Source organism: Bounagaea algeriensis, from assembly GCF_054491375.1.
Genome location: NZ_CM137102.1, coordinates 748,529 through 765,934, shown reverse-complemented (window position 1 = coordinate 765,934; position 17,406 = coordinate 748,529). Strand labels below are relative to the sequence as shown.

At 70.7% G+C, this 17,406-nt stretch carries 18 protein-coding genes; 3 read left to right on the top strand and 15 right to left on the bottom strand.

Annotated features, from left to right (window positions below):
• Positions 1-12 precede the first annotated feature (12 nt).
• On the bottom strand, positions 13-1,770 hold the full coding sequence (locus tag ACVGV2_RS03460) for a glycerol-3-phosphate dehydrogenase/oxidase (RefSeq protein WP_459164602.1): 1,758 nt from the start codon (positions 1,768-1,770) through the stop codon (positions 13-15).
• Positions 1,771-1,937: 167 nt separating this feature from the next.
• Positions 1,938-2,105 (bottom strand): hypothetical protein, encoded by a 168-nt coding sequence (locus tag ACVGV2_RS03455; RefSeq protein ID WP_459164601.1) that lies wholly within the window; start codon positions 2,103-2,105, stop codon positions 1,938-1,940.
• Between the two features lie 60 nt (positions 2,106-2,165).
• Here ACVGV2_RS03455 and ACVGV2_RS03450 point away from each other — a divergent pair, with 60 nt between their 5' ends.
• Together ACVGV2_RS03450 and glpK are read left to right on the top strand one after the other, a co-directional pair.
• Positions 2,166-2,915, top strand: a complete 750-nt coding sequence (locus ACVGV2_RS03450; protein WP_459164600.1) for an MIP/aquaporin family protein — start codon at positions 2,166-2,168, stop codon at positions 2,913-2,915.
• A 51-nt stretch (positions 2,916-2,966) separates the two neighbouring features.
• Positions 2,967-4,472, top strand: a complete 1,506-nt coding sequence (gene glpK, locus ACVGV2_RS03445; protein WP_459164599.1) for a glycerol kinase GlpK — start codon at positions 2,967-2,969, stop codon at positions 4,470-4,472.
• 131 nt (positions 4,473-4,603) lie between these two features.
• Here glpK and ACVGV2_RS03440 read toward each other — a convergent pair whose 3' ends face one another.
• The 3 genes from ACVGV2_RS03440 to ACVGV2_RS03430 all read right to left on the bottom strand — a co-directional run bounded on the left by ACVGV2_RS03440 (position 4,604) and on the right by ACVGV2_RS03430 (position 7,782).
• Complete coding sequence (locus tag ACVGV2_RS03440) at positions 4,604-5,626, bottom strand: tetratricopeptide repeat protein (RefSeq protein WP_459165854.1); 1,023 nt, start codon at positions 5,624-5,626, stop codon at positions 4,604-4,606.
• A 257-nt stretch (positions 5,627-5,883) separates the two neighbouring features.
• Positions 5,884-6,279 carry a thiol-disulfide oxidoreductase DCC family protein gene (locus tag ACVGV2_RS03435; protein WP_459164598.1) on the bottom strand — a complete coding sequence of 132 codons (396 nt, stop codon included), beginning with the start codon at positions 6,277-6,279 and terminating at the stop codon, positions 5,884-5,886.
• Positions 6,280-6,378: 99 nt separating this feature from the next.
• Positions 6,379-7,782, bottom strand: coding sequence for an NAD(P)H-quinone dehydrogenase (locus tag ACVGV2_RS03430; RefSeq protein WP_459165853.1), 1,404 nt, complete (start codon positions 7,780-7,782; stop codon positions 6,379-6,381).
• 152 nt (positions 7,783-7,934) lie between these two features.
• Here ACVGV2_RS03430 and ACVGV2_RS03425 point away from each other — a divergent pair, with 152 nt between their 5' ends.
• On the top strand, positions 7,935-8,387 hold the full coding sequence (locus ACVGV2_RS03425; protein WP_459164597.1) for a gamma-glutamylcyclotransferase: 453 nt from the start codon (positions 7,935-7,937) through the stop codon (positions 8,385-8,387).
• 10 nt (positions 8,388-8,397) lie between these two features.
• Here the strand turns inward: ACVGV2_RS03425 and ACVGV2_RS03420 are convergent, their stop codons facing one another.
• The 10 genes from ACVGV2_RS03420 to ACVGV2_RS03375 form a co-directional block, all read right to left on the bottom strand.
• A complete protein-coding gene (locus ACVGV2_RS03420; RefSeq protein WP_459164596.1) occupies positions 8,398-9,831 on the bottom strand; it encodes an FGGY-family carbohydrate kinase in 1,434 nt (477 codons plus the stop codon).
• Positions 9,828-10,589, bottom strand: coding sequence for an HAD family hydrolase (locus tag ACVGV2_RS03415; protein WP_459164595.1), 762 nt, complete (start codon positions 10,587-10,589; stop codon positions 9,828-9,830). The genes ACVGV2_RS03420 and ACVGV2_RS03415 overlap by 4 nt, the downstream gene beginning before the upstream one ends.
• A gap of 95 nt (positions 10,590-10,684) precedes the next feature.
• On the bottom strand, positions 10,685-11,389 hold the full coding sequence (locus ACVGV2_RS03410; RefSeq protein ID WP_459164594.1) for a hypothetical protein: 705 nt from the start codon (positions 11,387-11,389) through the stop codon (positions 10,685-10,687).
• A gap of 170 nt (positions 11,390-11,559) precedes the next feature.
• On the bottom strand, positions 11,560-12,906 hold the full coding sequence (locus ACVGV2_RS03405) for an amidohydrolase (RefSeq protein WP_459164593.1): 1,347 nt from the start codon (positions 12,904-12,906) through the stop codon (positions 11,560-11,562).
• 825 nt (positions 12,907-13,731) lie between these two features.
• Positions 13,732-14,046 carry a hypothetical protein gene (locus ACVGV2_RS03400; protein ID WP_459164592.1) on the bottom strand — a complete coding sequence of 105 codons (315 nt, stop codon included), beginning with the start codon at positions 14,044-14,046 and terminating at the stop codon, positions 13,732-13,734.
• Between the two features lie 208 nt (positions 14,047-14,254).
• Entirely contained in the window at positions 14,255-14,602 is a 348-nt protein-coding gene (gene mnhG / locus ACVGV2_RS03395; protein WP_459164591.1) for a monovalent cation/H(+) antiporter subunit G, read from the bottom strand.
• Positions 14,599-14,865: a monovalent cation/H+ antiporter complex subunit F gene (locus ACVGV2_RS03390; RefSeq protein ID WP_459164590.1), complete on the bottom strand. Its 267-nt coding sequence runs from the start codon at positions 14,863-14,865 to the stop codon at positions 14,599-14,601. Before ACVGV2_RS03390 ends, mnhG begins: the two co-directional genes overlap by 4 nt.
• A 3-nt stretch (positions 14,866-14,868) precedes the next feature.
• Positions 14,869-15,423 carry a Na+/H+ antiporter subunit E gene (locus ACVGV2_RS03385; RefSeq protein WP_459164589.1) on the bottom strand — a complete coding sequence of 185 codons (555 nt, stop codon included), beginning with the start codon at positions 15,421-15,423 and terminating at the stop codon, positions 14,869-14,871.
• Entirely contained in the window at positions 15,416-16,960 is a 1,545-nt protein-coding gene (locus tag ACVGV2_RS03380) for a Na+/H+ antiporter subunit D (RefSeq protein ID WP_459164588.1), read from the bottom strand. Before ACVGV2_RS03380 ends, ACVGV2_RS03385 begins: the two co-directional genes overlap by 8 nt.
• Positions 16,957-17,406 carry a Na(+)/H(+) antiporter subunit C gene (locus ACVGV2_RS03375; protein WP_459165852.1) on the bottom strand — a complete coding sequence of 150 codons (450 nt, stop codon included), beginning with the start codon at positions 17,404-17,406 and terminating at the stop codon, positions 16,957-16,959. Before ACVGV2_RS03375 ends, ACVGV2_RS03380 begins: the two co-directional genes overlap by 4 nt.

The following is a 17,406-nucleotide window of genomic DNA, read 5'->3' as shown; positions in this document are numbered from 1 at the left end:
CGAGCGCGCGGCTCAGTTCGCGTCGAGCGGCGTGAGGTTCTCCCGCACTTCCGGCGCGGCGGAGCGGGTCGCATCGGCCGCCTCGTCGCTGGGCTGCTTCTGCGAATCCCGCTCGGCCTCGACGCGCTTGGTGTACACCTCCACCTCGCGCGCGATCTGCGCCTCGTCCCAACCGAGGGTTTCGGCCATCAACCGCGCCACCGGGTCGGCCGAGTCGACACCGCGGTGCGGGTACTCGATCGAAATGCGGGTGCGGCGGGTGAGCATGTCCTCCAGGTGCAGCGCGCCTTCGTGCTCGCAGCCGTAGACGACCTCGACCTGCAGGTAGTCCGCGGCCTCCGGGACCGGCTTGAGCAGCTCGGGCCGGTCGGCGGCGAGCGCGAGCACGTCGTGCACCCGGGAGCCGTACCTGTTGAGCAGGTGCCGCACCCGGTGCGGGTGCAGGCCGTAGTCCCTGGCCAGCTGGTCGATCTGGTTGACCAGGGCGTGGTAACCGTCAGCGCCGAGCAGCGGCACTTCGTCCGTGATCGACGAGGCCACGCGCCCGCTGATGTCGGCGGCCGCGGCGTCGACGGCATCGGCCGCCATGACCCGGTAGGTGGTGTACTTGCCGCCGGCGATGGCGACGAGCCCGGGCGCCACGCGCGCGACCGCGTGCTCGCGGGAGAGCTTCGACGTCTCGTCGCTCTCCCCCGAGAGCAGCGGCCGCAGCCCGGCGTAGACGCCTTCGATGTCCTCGTGCTCGAGCGGCGTGGCCAGCACCGAGTTGACGTGCTCGAGGATGTAGTCGATGTCGCTCTTCGTCGCGGCCGGGTGCGCCAGGTCGAGCTTCCAGTCGGTGTCGGTGGTGCCGATGATCCAGTGGTTGTCCCACGGGATGACGAACAGCACCGACTTCTCGGTGCGCAGGATCAGCCCGGTTTCACCGACGATGCGGTCGCGCGGGACGACGATGTGCACGCCCTTGCTGGCCTTCACCCGGAACCGGCCGCGCCCGCCGGAGAGCCGCTGCAACTCATCGGTCCACACGCCGGTCGCGTTGACGACCGTCTGCGCGTGCACGTCCGTTTCCTCGCCGGTCTCGGCATCGCGCACGCGCACGCCGACGACCCGGTCGGCGTCCTGCAGGAAGTTGACCACCTGGGTGGAAGTGGTCATCACCGCGCCGTAGGCGGCGGCGGTGCGGGCGACGGTCATCGTGTGCCGCGCGTCGTCGGACTGCGCATCGTAGTAGCGGATGCCGCCGACGAACGCGTCGCTCTTCAACGCGGGCATCATCCGCAGCGCACCGGCACGGGTGAGGTGCTTCTGCCCCGGCACGGAGCGCGCGCCGCCCATCGTGTCGTACAGCGCGAGGCCGGCGGCGGTGTACGGGCGCTCCCAGAACCGGTGGGTCAGCGGGTACAGGAAGCTCACGGGCTTGACCAGGTGCGGCGCGATCTTGGTGAGCATCAGCTCGCGTTCGCGCAGGGCCTCCTTGACGAGGGAGAACTCGAGCTGCTCGAGGTAGCGCAGACCGCCGTGGAAGAGCTTGCTGGAGCGGCTCGACGTTCCGGCCGCGAAGTCGCGCGCCTCGACCATCGCCACGCGCAGCCCGCGCGTGGCCGCGTCCAACGCGACGCCGGAACCGGTGACCCCGCCGCCGATGACGACAACGTCGAACTGCTCGGTGCCGAGTCGGCGCCAGTGGTCCGTTCGTTCGGCGGGTCCGAGCTTGCCGTCGCGGCGAGCCGATTCGTTGCCTGTCGTACCGGTCGTGTGGTTGGACACCAGACGTCCTCCTCGCTCGGATCGCGCCCTGCGTTCGACGCGGACGTGCACCGCCGACGCCGTCCCGGGCGACCATCATGCCGCAGCCGAACGAACAGCGCCCGACGCGTTCGAGTTTCCCGCCTTCCCCGGCGCAACCGCACGGGTTCGGAAATTCCGTCCGCAGTCTAACGCCCGTCCGCGGATGCGTACCGCCGCCGGGAGCCCTCCGCGAAGCCCTGCCCGGGGAAGCCGGTGTGACGCTCGTCCCAGGTGGACAACGGCGCCGCCCAGCGGGCGAGGGTGGCGGCGAGCGTGGACACGTGGTGCGATGCGGCAGTACCGTTCCGACTCATTCCATGTCGGACAGTTGGACGGCCCTGTCCGGAACGGCCGAAGCGTGAAGGAACGGCGGTATGAGCTACGGCGAGATATTCCTCTGGGAAGCCCTCGGAACGGGACTGCTGACGCTGCTCGGCTGCGGGGTGGTGGCGAACGTAACGCTGCGCCGCACGCTCGGCAACGCCGGCGGTCCGCTGATGGTGAACTTCGGCTGGGGTTTCGCCGTGTTCACCGGGGCCAGTGTCGCGGCGCCGACCGAGGCCCACATCAACCCCGCGGTGACGATCGGGATGGCGGTCAACGGGCAAACCCAGTGGTCCGATGTCCCCGCCTACATGAGCGCGCAGGTCGTCGGCGCCTTCGTCGGCGGTGTCCTGTGCTGGGCCGCCTACAAGCTGCAATTCGACACGCACGATGACCCCGCGAACACGCGCGGCATCTTCTGCACCGGCCCGACCGTGCGCCACGGCGCGTGGAACACCGTCACCGAGGTGATCGGAACGTTCGTCCTCGTGCTGTGGATCATCCAGTCCCCGCAGGCCTCCGTCGGAGATACTCCGGGAATCCCGGACTTCGGCAACGCTGCGCTCGGCTACGCCGGGGTGGCGTTCGTCGTGTTGACCATCGGCAACTCGCTGGGCGGGCCCACGGGCTACGCCATCAACCCGGCTCGCGACCTCGGTCCGCGCATCGCGTACGCCGTCCTGCCGATCCGCGGGAAGGGACCCGCCGAGTGGAGCTACTCGTGGGTTCCGATCGTGGGCCCGCTGCTGGGCGGAGCGCTCGCGGGAGCACTCTCCCTCGTCCTGCCCGCCACCGGGTAGCGGGCCCCGGCTGGATCACCACCTCGTTGTACACAGGAAGGTAAGCAATCCATGGCTTCCTACGTCGCCGCCATCGATCAGGGAACCACCTCGACGCGCTGCATGATCTTCAACCGCGAGGGGCGCGTCGTGTCCGTGGACCAAGTGGAGCACCGGCAGATCTTCCCCCGCGCCGGCTGGGTGGAACACGATCCGGAGGAGATCTGGGCCAACGTCCGGCAGGTGTGCGCCGGAGCTCTCGCGAAGGCGGACCTCGTCACCGGCGACATCGCCGCCTGCGGCATCACCAACCAGCGGGAGACGACGGTGCTGTGGGACAAGAACACCGGCAAACCCGTCTACAACGCGATCGTCTGGCAGGACACCCGCACCGTCGACCTGGTGAACTACTTCTCCTCCGGCGAAGGCGGGCAGAACCGCTACCACAGCAAGACCGGTCTGACGCTGTCGCCGTACTTCTCCGGCACCAAGATCCGCTGGCTGCTGGACAATGTGGACGGTTTGCGGGAGCGCGCCGAACGCGGTGAGATCCTCTTCGGCAACATGGACACGTGGGTGATCTGGAACTCCACCGGCGGCACCGACGGCGGCATGCACATCACCGACCCCACCAACGCCTCGCGCACCCTGCTGATGGACCTGGCGAACCTGCAGTGGGACGAAGGCATCTGCGCCGAGTTCGGAATCCCGATGTCCATGCTGCCGGAAATCCGCTCCTCCTCCGAGGTGTACGGGCAGTTCCGGGAACGCGGCGCCCTCGGCGGGGTCCCGATCGCCGGCATCCTCGGTGATCAGCAGGCGGCGACGTTCGGCCAGGCGTGCCTGTCACCGGGCGAGGCGAAGAACACCTACGGCACCGGCAACTTCCTGCTGCTCAACACCGGAACCGAACCGGTGCTCAGCGAGAACGGTCTGCTGACGACGGTCGGCTACAAGCTCGGCGACGAGGCGCCGGTGTACTGCCTCGAAGGATCGATCGCCGTCACCGGGTCGCTGGTGCAGTGGTTGCGCGACAACCTCGGCATGATCGCCAGCGCCCCCGAGATCGAACAGCTCGCGAACACGGTCGAGGACAACGGGGACACCTACTTCGTCCCCGCCTTCTCCGGCCTGTTCGCCCCGCACTGGCGTGCGGACGCGCGGGGCGCCATCGTCGGTCTGACCCGCTTCGTGAACCGTGGGCACATCGCCCGCGCGGTGCTGGAAGCCACGGCTTTCCAAACCCGCGAGGTCGCCGAAGCGATGAACGCCGACTCCGGTGTGCCGCTCAAGTCGCTGAAGGTTGACGGCGGCATGGTCCTCAACGAACTGCTCATGCAGTTCCAGTCCGACATCCTCGGTGTCCCCGTGGTGCGGCCCGTGATCAACGAGACCACCGCGCTCGGCGCGGCCTACGCGGCCGGTCTCGCCGTCGGGTTCTGGACGAGCACGCACGACGTGCGGTCCAACTGGCAACTGGACAAGGAGTGGACGCCGCAGATGCCGAAGGACCGGCGCGAACAGCAGTACCACCAGTGGCAGAAGGCCGTGACGAGGACCTTCAACTGGGTCGAGTGAAAGGGCGCGCCGAACTTCCCGGAACCTTCGTGCTCCGTTGAGCGTGCTCCGGTGAACTCGTCGTGCGGCGGTGACGACCGCAGCCATCCGTGCAGCGCAGGTCGTCACCGCCGCGCGACGTTCCCCCTCCCCTACGACGAGCGCTTCGGGCAGAACTCGTCGACGGCCTCGGTGATCAACCGGGCGATGCCCGGCAGATCGTGGCCCTGCGCCGTGTCGAGCAGTTCCCGCAGATCCCGCTCGGTCTCGCGTGGTGGTCGACCGAGCCGCGCCCGGCTCTTCGCCAGCCCCAGCCGGGCGAGCATGAGCCCGCGCGGCTCGTGCAGCTCCTCGAACCGCTGACACGCGTCCTCGTATACCCGTGCGGCCTCACCGTGCCAACAGGCCCGGAACAACACGTTTCCGCGCATCTTGCGGTTGTAGGCCAACGCGCTGTCCATCCGCATGTCCCGGCAGATGCGTTCTCCCCGCGTCAACAACCGCAGCGCCTCCTCGTGCTCGCCGAACAACGAAGACACGTCGGCCATGCCGCGCAACGCCCAAGCGTTGCCGCGATCGTCACCGCCCTCTTCCGCGACGCACTGCGCCTCGGCGAAACGCTCCCGCGCAGCGGACATGTCCCCCTCCTGCCTGTCGATCTGCGCCAGTCCTTCCAGGGACCACACGATGTGCCGGCACTCCCCGCGCTCGCGCGCTTCGGCGAGCAGCTCCTCGTGCAGCGGACGCGCCCGGACGTAATCCCCTTGGATGCGCAACGTCTCCGCGATCCCGGCGCGCGTGTACCCGTGCGCGAGCAGATCCCCCGCTTCCCAGGCGAAATCACGCCCGCGGACCAGCCACCGCAGTGCCAGCCGCATCCGCCCGCGCTGCCGGGCCAGCGTTCCGCCGCTCCACAGCGCCCAAGCCATGCCGGCGCTGTTCTCGCAGCGCTGCGAGACGCGGTAACTCGACCGCCACGCCTGTTCGGCAGCGGTGAGCTCGCCCAACCGGCGACACGCCTCGGCTTCCGCCAGTCGGGCCTGTGCGAGCTCGCCCCCCTCGGCGCTGCGCCGGCTACGCTCCCGCGCCTGCCGCAGCACGTCCGCGTACGACGCGTTCACGGACAGTTCCCCCATCGCACCCTGGTATTCAGGAGCGAACGCCTGACCGACCATCTCGTACCCCTCGCAGTCCGCGCGTGCAGAGTCCACACACGAGTGTGTGGAGGAGCGGGACAGCTCCGACTCGGCCGAAAAGGCATGCCGAATCGTCCGATCGGCCAGGGTTCAGCCGTGGATTCCGGTCTTCAACCGAGGTCCTCGCCCGTCCGAGCCTGCCCGGCCGGGCGGGTGCTCAGTACCGACGGCGCCCCGGACGCAGTCGAACGGGGCCGCCGTTTCGCCGGCTTTCGGCTCGCTCCGCGCGGAAGTGGTCAACCCGGTGGGGTCCCGCGCGGCCGCTCGTGCTCGGGCAGCTGGCACGCCGGTGTGGTGCCCGGCAGCCGGTGCCGGTGCTCGGCGGTCCACCGGTAGGCCCACTCCGCCAGCGTCCGCGCACCGGGCAGCTGGAGCACGTGCCCGAGCACGTTCCACGGCAGCGCCGCCGCGCGCAGCATCGCCGCCACCGCAGCGGCACCGCCGAACACGCGTCCATCCGCCGCGACCCACAGCACTTCGTGCCGCGCCCGCGCGGGTGTCGTGCGATGCGCCGCGAGGTCGGCTTCCTGCCAGGGCACGGCGCGCATCCGCACCGGCAGGCGCTCGGCGATGCGGACGCAGCGCGTGCAGAAGCCGCAGTCGCCGTCGTAGATCAGCACCGGTGAGCACATCGGCCGCCTCCTGCGGGCGCGGGGAACGTCGCGCGCCGAACGTACCCGCCGCCGACCGAGAACACCGGCGGCCGCGACTCGCAGGTCGAGGTCGACTCGTCAGTCGAGGTCGTCGTGGCGCATCAGCTGCCGCCCGGCTTCGGTGAGCGAACCGGACAGCGAGGGGTAGACGGAGAACGTGCTGGCCAGATCGTCGACGGTGATGTGGTTCTGCACCGCCATCGCGATCGGCAGGATCAGCTCGCTCGCGTTCGGCGCGACGACGACCCCGCCCACCACGACACCGGTCTGCGGACGGCAGAAGACCTTGAGGAAACCGCGGCGCAGGCCCTCCATCTTCGCCCGCGGATTCGTGGTCAGCGGCAACGTGACCGTGCGCGCAGGTACCTCACCGGAGTCGATGGCCTGCTGGCTGATGCCGACGGTGGAGATCTCCGGGTGGGTGAACACGTTGGCCGCGACGGTTTTCAGCTTGAGCGGGGAAACCCCCTCGCCGAGCGCGTGCCACATGGCGATGCGGCCCTGCATCGCGGCGACGGAGGCCAGCGGCAGCACACCCGTGCAGTCCCCGGCCGCGTACACCCCGGGCACGTTCGTGCGCGAGACGCGGTCGACCGGCGTGTACCCGCCGCGGTCGGTGGCGACGCCCACCCGGTCGAGGCCGATGTCCTCGGTGTTCGGCACGGATCCCACGGTCATCAACGCGTGGCTGGCCTCCACCTCCCGACCGTCGGTGAGGTGAATCAGCACCCCCGAGTCGGTGCGCTGCACCCATTCGGCGCGCGCGTGCTTGACGACCTCGGTGCCGCGTTCGGTGAAGACCTCCTCCAGCACGCGCGCCGCGTCGGCGTCCTCGTGCGGCAGCACGCGGTCCCGGCTGGAGATCATCGAGACCTTCACGCCCATCTCGGTGTAGGCGGAGGCGAACTCGACACCGGTCACACCGGAGCCGATGACGGCGAGGTGCTCCGGCAGGTCGGGCAGGTCGTAGAGCTGGCGCCAGGTGAGGATGCGCTCACCGTCCGGCTCGGCACCGCTGAGGATGCGGGGTGTTCCGCCGGTGGCGATCATGACCTGGTCGGCGATGAGCTCCTCGAACCCGCCGTCGGCGAGGTCGACCCCGATGTGGTGCTGGGCCATGCCCAGTTGGGGGTTGGTGAACCGGGCCCGTCCGGGGAGGATCTTGACGCCTTCGCGGCGCACGCGGGAGCGGATGTCGGCCGACTGCGCCAGCGCGAGGCCCTTGACCCGGCCGTGCACGGCCGGGACCTCCACGTCGGCGTCCACGTCACCGGTGCGGATGCCGAGATCACGCGCGTCGCGGAAGGACGACCGGGCACCGGCGGAAGCGATGAACGTCTTGGAGGGCACGCAGTCGTAGAGCACGCACGCGCCGCCCAAGCCCTCCGGCTCGACGAGTGTGACGTCCGCTCCGTGCTGCGCGGCGACCAGGGCCGCCTCATACCCCGCGGGACCGCCTCCCATGATCACGATGCGGGTCACTTCGCCTCCCGTTCCGCGTGTGGGCATCGTGTTCACCGTACGCGGCGAGCGGACCCGGCAATACGGGTGGTGACACGCGATGGTACGCACCACAACCAGGGATTTCGCCAGCCGCTCTTCGTTCGCGGCGACCGATCGTTACCCTGTGAGCTGTGCCGCTGTACGCCGCGTACGGGTCCAACATGGACCCCAACTACATGACAACGCGTGCCCCCCACTCCCCGATGGCGGGTACGGGATGGCTGATGGACTGGCGATTGACCTTCGGTGGTGATGACTACGGCTGGGAAGGCGCCCTCGCCACGATCGTCGAAGAAACCGGTTCCCAGGTGTTCACCGTCCTGTACGACCTCAGCGATTTCGACGAGCGGACCATGAACAGCTGGGAGGGCACGGAGCTCGGCATGTACCGGAGGTTGCGCCTGCGGGTGCAGACCCTCGACGGGCCGGTGCTCGCATGGCTGCACGTGCTCGAGGCCTACGAGGGCGGCCTGCCGTCGGCGCGCTACCTCGGCCTGATCGCCGATGCCGCCGAGTCCGCGGGCGCCCCGGGGGACTACGTCACCGATCTCCGCACTCGCCCGTGCCGCAACGTCGGCCCGTGAGCGCGGTGGTTCACAGCCACCCGCGACTGCGCAGTTCGGCGGTGAAGCGCCGGTAGTTCTCGTCGAGGCGGTCGACCTCCTCCGGTGCCGGTTCGACGACCTCACCCGAGCCCACCATGGCCGCGGCGGCCTCGCCCAGGTCGGCGTGCGCACTGCCCGCGGCGGCCAGCACCGCCGCCCCCAGTGCGGTGCGCGCCCGCCGCATCCGCATCACCGGGCGGTTCAGCACTGACGCGCGGATCCGGCACCACACGCGGCTGGTGGCGCCACCTCCCGCGGTGCGCACGGTCCCCGTCGCCGGGGCACCCAGCTGTTCCAGCCGGCTCAGCGCCAGCCGCTCGGCGAAGGCCACTCCTTCCAGCCGGGCGCGGTAGTCCTCCACCGCGTCGGCCGGCTCGCCGAGCGTGAAGGCGGTGGCCTCGCCCGCGCGGAAGGGGAACCGCTCCCCTTTCCCGCGCAGCGGGTAGCTCACCACTCCGGCCGGGCCACGCCGCTGCGCGGCCTCGTCCCGTTCGGCCAGGCTGTCCGGGTCGAGATCGGCCAGGGCGGAACCGCCGACGTTGGCCGCGCCGCCGGGCAACCACAGCCCGTCCGGGTGCAGGTGGCTGTACACCGCACCGCTCGGGTCGGACACCGGCCGCTCGCTGACCCCCTTGAGCACGAAGGTGGTGCCCAGCACGGTGACGAACTCGCCGGTGCCGACCGCGCCGCAGGCCAGCTGCCCGGCACATCCGTCAGTCATGCCGGCGCGCACGAGGCAGCCGACCGGCAGCCCGGTCTGCTCGGCCGCGTGCGCACTGACAGTGCCCAGCGGTGTGGTGGGGCGCACGACCTCCGGCAGCAGGTGCTCGGACACCCCGAGGGCGTCGAAGACCTCGCTCGCCCACTCGCCGCGGATGACGTCGTAGCCGCTCTTCAAGGCGTGGCTGGTGTCGGTGGGCACGGCGGCACCGGTGAGTTCTCGGGCGATGACGTCCGGCGTGTGGCACACGCGCGCCGCCGGCTCCGGGCTGTGCCGCACGAGCCAGGCGATGTGCGCCAGCCCCGAACCCGCTGAGGGCGCGATGCCGCTGTGCCGCCAACGCTCGCGGCCGACGTCCGCGGCGATCCCGGCTTCGCGCACCCCGCGGTGGTCGTCGTACATCACCGCCGGGCCGCGCGGTGCGCCCGACTCGTCGACGAGCACGACGGTTCCCGAGGTCGCCGACACTGACAGGGCTGCGACAGCAGCGCTGTCGCTGCCCAGGGCTTCGCAGCACTCGCGCAGGCACGCCCGCACGGCGGGCCACCAGGCGGTGGCGTCCTGTTCGGAGGCCCCGCAGTCGTCGCGAACCGGCTCCGGCAGCGGGCGCGTGGCCGCGGCCCGCACCTGCCCGTGCTGGTCGTGGATCTGCACGCGCACGTTCGCCGTGGCGACGTCGACGCCGGCGAACAGCTCGCTCATGCCCGCCCTCCTCGCCCGGTTCTGCTCGCCGCGCCCGGCTGAGGTGGTCGCGCCCGGCCGAGACGGTGCAGCGCGGCCGGCAGCTCCGACAGCGCCGGTATCGTCACGTCCGCTTCCGCCCGCTGCTGCGGGGTCGGTTCGGGCGGGGCTTCGCCCCGCACGACCCACACGGTGCGCAGGCCCACGCGGCGGGCTCCGCGCACGTCGGTGTCCAGCCGATTGCCGACGTGCACGGCCTGCTCGGCGGGCACCCCGGCCTGTTGCAGCGCGTATTCGAAGATCGCGGGATCGGGCTTCTCGGCGCCCACGGTTTCGGAGATCGCCCAGACGTCGACGTGTTCCGCGATCCCGTCGCGCCGCAGCGCGTCCACGACGAGGGCGCGCTGGTTCGCCACGATCGCGATCGCGTACTTCCCGGCGAGCTCGCGCAGCGCGGGCAGCACGTCCGGGTACAGCGCCTCGGACGGGTACTCCCAGTGCGCGGCGGCGCGCCGGGAGAGTTCCGGGCGGTCCGCGGTGGTGAGGAAACGCGCGGCGACGGCGGTGCGCAACGAGCCCTGCTGCGCCTGCCGGCACTCGTCGTAGACGCGCTGGAACGCCTCGGCATCCACGGCGGTACCGCGTTCGGCGGCGAGTTCCCGGGTCGCGCGCAGGAGCGCGTCGCGGTAGACCACATCGTCGTAGATCGGTCCGCCCACGTCGAGCAGGACGAGGCTGGGATCCGCAGCCGCAGCGGGTTCGGCCGGACTTGCCGTCACTTCGGTCCTTTCCACCGGGACCATCGCGATCCCGGCGCACGCATCAGGCAGAAGATAACGCAATTTCTGATAAAAATAACAGAGTTCATGATGGTTCAGGCTCCGTCCCGCAGCGAATGCGCCTCCTCCGCCGCCGGCGGAGACCAGGCCAGCTCCAGCAACCCGGCCGCCTGCCGCGTGCCCCGCCGATCCCGACGGCAGGACAACCGCTCGGCCAAGCGCACCCGGAAACGTTCCGCCTCCTCTCCCAGCAGCACGAACGCCTGCTCCACGCTCGCCAACGCGACCCGGTGCGGCCCGGTGCACAACAACTCGGTCAGCGCCACGTCCAAGGCGAGCACCGGCAGTCCGTCGAGCTCGACGACGTCGGATTCGCGGATCCACGACTGATGCACCGCCAACCCGTGCCCTGGTCGCGGATCGCGGTCGTAGGGCACGGTGACGTGCACGGTGCGCTCCGCCGCGGCCGGACAGCCGTGCAGCGCCACGGCGGTCGACCCGGACAGCACGGCGCGCTCGCCCGCGCGCAGCAGTCCGGCCGCGGCACGCGTCAGCGGATCCCGCATCCGCACGGCGGGCACGACCACCCCGCTCCACGGTTCCAGCAGCGTTCCCTCGCACACCGCCTCACCCACGACGGCGGGGCCGAGCAGTCGCTCCGCCGCAAGCCGGGACAGAGCTCCGTGCAGCGTCTCGTCCCAGAACCGACCCGGCGGGGTGAGATCCTCGGCGCATCGTTGCCGGTGTGCCTCCCGTGCGGGCTGGTCTCCGGCGCGGTCGTTCCATGCGGTGTTCAGCATCATGCCCTGTAGAGCCGCACACCCCCGTGATCCGGGCAGTGACCGCACCCGTACACCCCGATCGGATGAGCCGCGCCGCAACCCCTCGCCGCAGCAGTCAGCGCAGCACCACCACAACACGCACCGCAGCAGTCATCGCAGGCGGCCACCGCGGGCCGCACCGCACGGCCTCACACCCCCGGTTCGCCCGGGCTCCCATCGCCGGTGTACTGCCGCAGCACGTGCAGCGCCGTGTGCACCATCGTGCGCACCCCGACGAACAGCGCCCGCTCGTCCAGCACGAAGCCGGCGTGGTGCAGATCGCCGGCCTGCACGCCTTCACCCTGCACGCCGAGCCGGGCGAACGAGCCCGGCACGTTCTCCAGGTACCAGCCGAAGTCCTCACCGCCGGAGGACTGCGGGGTGCCGCTGAGCGCGTGCTCGCCGAACGCCTCGGACACCCCGGCGCGCAGCAGCGCCGTGCTGGTGGCGTCGTTGACGACCGGCGGCACCCCGCGCCGGTGGCGCAGGTCGACGCCCACGTCCAGCGGCGCCAGCAGGCTGTGCACGATCTCGGAGATCAGCGGTTCGAGCTTGGCCCAGGTGTCCCGGTCGCCGGTGCGCAGCGTGCCGCGCAGGACGCCCTGCTGCGGAATGGCGTTGGGTGCTTCGCCGGCGTGCACCGCACCCCAGGTCAGCACGGTTCCGGTCCGCGGGTCGACGCGGCGGGCCAGCACCGCGGGAACCTCCGTGATCGCCGTGCCCAGCGCGTGCACCAGGTCCGCGGTGAGGTGCGGCCGCGAGGTGTGCCCGCCCGGCGAGTTCAACCGCAGCTCCAGCAGGTCCGTTGCCGAGGTGATGGCGCCGCTGCGGGTCCCGACCGAACCCACCGGCAGTCGTGGATCGCAGTGCAGCCCGAAGATCCGGTCGACCCCGTCGAGCCACCCCTCGGCGAGCACGTCCAGCGCCCCGCCCGGCATGACCTCCTCGGCCGGCTGGAAGATCAGCCGCACCCGCCCGGGCAGTTCCGGTGCCTGCGCCAGCGCCGAGCCCGCGGCCAGCGTGATCACCGCGTGCGCGTCATGCCCGCACACGTGCGCCACACCGTCCACAGCGGAGCTGTACGGGAGGCCGCTCTCCTCGGTGACCGGAAGCGCGTCGATGTCCGCGCGCAGAGCGATCGTCGGACCCGCCGGATCCCCGACGTCGCACACGAGCCCGGTCCCGGCGGCCAGCGGCCGCGGGTTCAGGCCCTCCTGCCGCAGGAGGTCGTCCAACAAGGCCGTGGTCTCGTGCTCCGCCCGCGACAGCTCCGGCCGACGGTGCAAGTGCCGCCGCCACGACACGATCCGCTCACCGCGGTGCGCCAGCCAGTCGTCCAGCCAGACCGGACCGCGCCCCGCACCGAGATCCACCACGCCGGACTCCACACTGGACATGGTGCCTCCGCGGCCGGTCAGCGGCTCGGCGGCGCCCTCGTCGGCGGGCCCGTCGCCCACTCCGCCCGCGGACGAGCCATGCGAGTACGTCGCAGTCAAGCCATGCCTCCGTTCTCGTGCGGGGAACCTGCACCCGACGTTCCGCACCCGCTTCGCCGTGTCGGTTGCACGAACCGCGATGCACCTCCGCGGTGCAACGCGCGCAGCGACGACCGCGCCCCGAAGTCGCGCACGACCGCCGCCGACCGCAGGTTCGTGCACGGCGCGGCTCGTGCGGTGCACCGCGCAGCACGTCACTCGGTCAGAGGCAGTCCGCACCACCGCTACGAGCGGTCACGGCGCACTGCTCCGGCTCCGGTGACCGGTCGAACCACGGCAGCACCGCACGACAGCACCGCACGACGGCACCGCACGGCAGCACCGCACGAAGACGCCCGCACGGCGGGCCGGCGCGCGGCCGTTGTCCGGCCGGCTGCGCACGATCGAGCGGGGCGTCCCCGGGGTGGCGGCGGAACTCGCACGGCTGCGGGCACCTCGGTCGCCAGCTGGTGCACATCCTGCCGCAGCACGCGTGCGCGCGGGAGCGAGGACGCCCGCGGGAACGTTCATCGGTCGCCACTCTGCGCTGAACGGGTGAGCGGGATTCGGCAGAACCGATCGAGGAAGAGGGTGGGCCGGCACCGGTCGGGGGGCTTCCCGGTGCCGGACCACGAACGCCCTCGGCGCCGGCCTGTTGCCGATCACCAACGGGCAGTTGTGAAAATCCCACAGGTTCGGCGTGAGGTCTAGTCCGAATCCGGAATTATTCAAGAGAACTTCTCGCCAAAACCGACCCAACGGCCGGTTTCACGTGCAGCGGTTTCAGCACGGTACCTTCACGTGCGACCGGGCCACTTCTCCTCCCGGGCCACTTCGTCTACCGGGCTACTTCTTCTTCCACTTCACGAACAGCACGGGCTTCTTCCGCATCCGCCGCGAGAGCAGCACCAGCCCGATCAGCGCCACGCCGCCGACGCCGATCGCGATGTCCTGCTGGCTGCGCTGAGCGGCCGAACCGGAATCCAGATCCGGCCCCGGTGGCGGCTGAGCCGCATCGGACGCCGCGACAGCGGGCACGCCGCCGGCCGAGATGTCCATCGCCGCAGGTGCGGGCGGAACGGCCTGGGCGAACCCCGGCAGTCCGAGCAGGGCAACGCCCAGGACCAGCCCGGCGAGAATCCCGCGGCACGTGCGGCGCATGGTGGCTTCCTTCCGCTGTGGCGCAACCTTCGCTGGGGCGCAACCTTCGCTGTGGCGCAACGCTGCCGGAAACACCTACCACCCCGCGAGGCGCGCGCCCGGCATCGACCATTCGATCATAATCACCGCACCCGCGGACCGTCCCGCGAAGCAGATCCCCCGATCCGACGTGCGGCGAGCCCGCCCGGCGGATCGCAGGAGAGGTGCTTCAACGCACCCGTTCCTCGCGGCGCAACCGCTCGTCGAGCTCATCCACCCGCAGGGTGTTGCGGTCGAGGCTGTCAGCGCGGTACCCGGCCCGTCCCACCAACTGGGAGGTGATCGGCGAGATGAGCATCTGGAACAGCGCCACGAGAATCAGCCCGGAAGTGTAGACGCCCTCCAACCGCACCGCCGTACCCACCAGGATCAGCAGCAGCCCCAGGGTTTGCGGCTTCGTCGCGGCCTGCAACCGCGCGGCCACGTCCGGGAACCGGAGCATGCCGATGGCGCCGAGCAGGCAGGACACGGCGCCCATCAGCAAGCACACGGCGGAGAACACGTCGAGCACGCTCACCGGTACGGCTCCTTTCGTTCGACCAGGCGGGCGGCGGTGACCGTGCCGATGAACCCGAGCAGCGCGACCGCGGCCAGCAGCGCCACGTTGGACCCGTCCTGCTCGGAGGCCATGCCCACGCTCACGGCGGCCACCAGCAGCGTGAGGAACACGTCGATCGACACGATCCTGTCCATCGTGGACCGCCCGAGCAGCAGCCGGACGAGCACGAGCAGACCCGCCAGGCACAGCAGACCGAACGTCGCGACGAACACCCAGAACACGGCTCAGCCCTCCGTTCCCCGCGCGGCGACCCGCTCGACCTGGTCCCGCCCTCCGACGGCGTTGACCACCAGGCGCTCCAGCTGCAGCATGTCGCGCCGCACGGTCTCCACGTCGGACTCGGTCTGACCGAGCCCGTAGACGTAGCAGATCCGGTTGAGGCGGTCGATCTGGAGCACGAACTTGCCCGGGGCGAGCGTGACCGCGCTGGCCACCATGGCGATCAGGTGGTCGGAGTCCGCGCGCATCGACACCGACACGATCGACGCGGGCGTGTTCGGCCCGTACCGCAGGGCCTGCCACGACACGCGCACGGTCGACACCAGCAGGTCGACGGCGAGGTAGACCAGCAGGCGCAGCAGCGCCACCGGGCGCGGCACGAGTTCCGTGCGGATCGCCGGCACCGGGAACACCAGCGTGACCAGCAGTGCGACGAGCACACCGTAGATCGCGGTAGTCGTGTCGAGGGTGCCCCACAGCAGCAGCCACACGACCGTCAACCAGAGCACCAGCGGCACCCGCCGCAGCCGGCTGCGCCGCCACGTCACCCGCTCACTCACCGGAACGACCTCCCTCGGCCGTCAGCACAGCGGACCGGTACCCCTCGGCGTGCATCAGGTCCTCCGCTGCGCGTTGGCTGATCCCGGCCAGCGGCCCCGCCACCACTGCGATGACCACGCTCGCGGTCACCAGCAGCCCCGAGGCCAGCACCATCGGTCGGTTCGTCGTCGCGGTGCCCACGACCAGTTCGTCGGTGGGATCCGGGTCCTCCTCGGGGGATTTGACCTGCCCCCAGAAGGCGCGGGTCCACACGCGCGCCATGGCGTACAGCGTGAGCAGGCTGGTCAGCACCGCCCCGCCGGTGACCACGTAGGCGGTCCACGTGCCGGCGCCGATGCCGGACTGCAGCAGCGCCAGCTTGGCCACGAACCCGGAGAACGGCGGAATGCCGGCCAGGCTCAGCGCGGGCAGGGCGAACAGCACCGCGATGAGCGGTGACGCGCGCGCCAGACCGCCCATCCGGGTGAGCGCCACCGTGCCCGTGCGCCGTGCGATCAAGCCCGCGACCAGGAACAACGTGGCCTGCACGGTGATGTGGTGCACCACGTACAGGATCACTCCGGTCAGCCCGACGACGTCGTAGACGCCGAGCCCGAACAGCATGTAACCGATGTGGCTGACCAGCAGGAACGACATGAGGCGGTTGAGGTCGTTCTGCGCCAGCGCACCGAGCACGCCGATGACCATCGTGATCAGCGCGATCACGAGCATGAAGTTCCAGCTCTCCTGGTGGCTGAACACCACCGTCTGCGTGCGGATCAGCGCGTAGACGCCGACCTTGGTCAGCAACCCGGCGAACACCGCGCTCACGGGTGCGGGCGCGGTCGGGTAGCTGTCCGGCAGCCAGAAGTGCATCGGCACCATGGCCGACTTGATGCCGAACACGATGACCACCAGCAGGGCCAGGCCGACGCGCAGCCCCTCGGGCAGCTCGGCGATGCGCGGTCCGAGGTCGGCCATGTTGACCGTGCCCGTCGCCGCGTACACCAGCGCGATCATCGTGATGAACAGCAGCGAGGAGGTGATGCTGACGATCACGTAGGTCATCCCGGCGCGCACTCGCCGAGCCGTGGTGCGCCGGGTGATGAGCACGTACGACGAGGTCAGCATGATCTCGAAGGCGACGAACAGGTTGAACAGGTCGCCGGTGAGGTAGGCCAGCGACACCCCGGCCGCGAGCATCATGTACATCGGGTGGAACGTGGTGCTCGGCCGCTCCCGCCCGTAGTCGGTGATGCGCTGCCCGATGGAGAAGACGAGCACGCCGAAGGTCACCACCGTGGAGACCACCAGCAGCAGTGCTGACAGCCGGTCGGCCACGAGCGTGATGCCGAACGGCGCCGGCCATCCAGCCAGCTGCAGCACCAGGGGCCCGTGGTGGTCCGCGATGTAGAGCAGGGCGCCGGAAACGGCGATGATGATCGCGAGGACCGCGACACCGATGATCCGCTGGAAGTCGGCGAACCGGCCCAGTGCCAACGACAACCCCGCCGCCATCAGCGGCAGCAGTACGGGCAGGGCTACCAGGACGGTCACCGCATCGCCTCCTTGTCCTCGTCCACCTCGGAGTCGGCCAGCGACTCGTCCTCGTCGGTCTCGCCTTCCTCGGACTCGGCCAGTTGCCGCTCGAGCCGTTGGATCCGCCGGTCCTCGAGGTCGTCGCGCACCTCGTCATCCCCCAGCAGGGTCCAGGACCGGTAGGCCAGGGCGAGCAGGAAGGTCGTCAGCCCGAAGGTGATCACGATGGCGGTCAGCGCCAGCGCCTGCGGCAGCGGATCGGTCATCTCCTCCGGCAGCGCCTGCCCGATGAACGGCCCGCGCCCGGGCGGGCCGCCCGCCAGCTGCAGCAGCAGGTTCGAGGCGTGCCCGATCACCATGATGCCCAGCAGGATGCGCACGAGGGACCGCTGCATCAGCAGGTAGAAACCCACCGAGTAGAGCACGGCCAGCAGCACGACCATGGCCAGGTTGACGGTGTCCAT